Below are 1,330 nucleotides of genomic sequence, written 5' to 3' on the forward strand. Positions count from 1 at the left end.
TAATCGACAACAGAATGGTCATCGTATTCAGCGTCAGCACCAGTAAAAACGAAATCAGTACCAGCACGACAAACAGCGCGCGCGCGTCTTTCTCTGTTACCGCGCCGCTGGGAGGTGGTCGGTTCGCCGTGCGCTTAACATGACCATCAAACTTTCGGTCAGCATAATCATTCACAACACATACAGCAGCGCGCCTCAGCCAGACACCCGCGACAAACACCGCCAGGATCCAGAGCTGGGGAACGCCCGGTGTCGCCACCCACAACGCCCATAATGTTGGCCAGAGCAGCAGTAACGCGCCAATTGGCTTATCCGTACGCATTAAGCGATGAAACGCCAGCAGCTTATTCTGCGTCAGACTCCACTCCATATTTTTTTCCTCTTAGTACAACGGTGACGCCGGTAAAAACAGTTCTGTTAGCAACAGCGGTTTACCGCTTAATCGCAGACGGGAACGTCGCCCCCACAGCCCGGCATCACGGCCTATCTCAATAAAGTCCCGGGTTAATGTCGATGATGTGAACAGATAGCGTCCTAACGGCGTTTTACCCAATTTTTGTAACGCCAGCTCCGGCCCGCTTAACGTTGACACAGGAACGACGGTACGACCGGCAAGCCACGGTTCACCATCGGCACATAACAAAATTTCACGTAACCAGTAACGAGACTCTTTCGGCAGCAGCGGCAGTGCTTCGGGGATTTCATTCTGCTCGACAAACACTTCGCGGATCATCGTCGCGCTGACCGTTTTTCCCTGCTGTTCAAAACGTTTTGTCATGGAATCTTCCAGCAACAGCCAGTCGAGCAGTTGCGGATCCAGGGCAGGGATCTCTTTACAATAGCGCAGCGCACGCAGTTGCGTTAACGCGGGGTGTGACATGCCGAACTCTCCGTTACATAACGTAAAGGCATTGTATCGCAGAAAAGTGTTTACGGGAGATGTAAAGCAAATTAAGTGATCTAATACGCAACAAAAACGCAACAATCGCATGAAGTGGTAAAACGCTGTTGAACCTTACGCTTTGCCGATGCCCGCGCTGGAGAGGGCAACCATAGGGGCATCACCGCCCATGATGCCAGGAACGGTGATGTTTTCCTTTACTTAAATACCTTTATTCTTTATACGATTAGCTCGCCAACTCGCAGTAAAAATGGGGAAAAGTGCATGTTTATCCTGAGATTTGGAGCCGAAAAGTGTTTCCGGAGTAAGATTAACAGGCAATATCTCATGTCTGGATTTGTAGATATACGTGGAATTCCAATTGGTATCTTTTGTAGGATTCAACATATCATGTAAGCGCTGGGAGCTTACCACCATAACTGGCCCATC

3 protein-coding genes are annotated in these 1,330 nt (G+C 49.9%); all 3 read right to left on the minus strand.

Annotated features, from left to right (window positions below):
• On the minus strand, positions 1-358 hold a 358-nt coding region (locus R7Z41_RS23840; RefSeq protein WP_411913142.1), incomplete at its 3' end, for a UbiA family prenyltransferase.
• A gap of 24 nt (positions 359-382) precedes the next feature.
• A complete protein-coding gene (gene ubiC / locus R7Z41_RS23845; RefSeq protein WP_318141623.1) occupies positions 383-880 on the minus strand; it encodes a chorismate lyase in 498 nt (165 codons plus the stop codon).
• A 222-nt stretch (positions 881-1,102) separates the two neighbouring features.
• Positions 1,103-1,330: hypothetical protein (locus R7Z41_RS23850; protein WP_318141624.1), on the minus strand; the 228-nt coding region annotated here is incomplete at its 5' end.

It is taken from the genome of Vibrio sp. 1457, from assembly GCF_033340195.1.
Taxonomy (GTDB): domain Bacteria; phylum Pseudomonadota; class Gammaproteobacteria; order Enterobacterales; family Vibrionaceae; genus Vibrio; species Vibrio alginolyticus.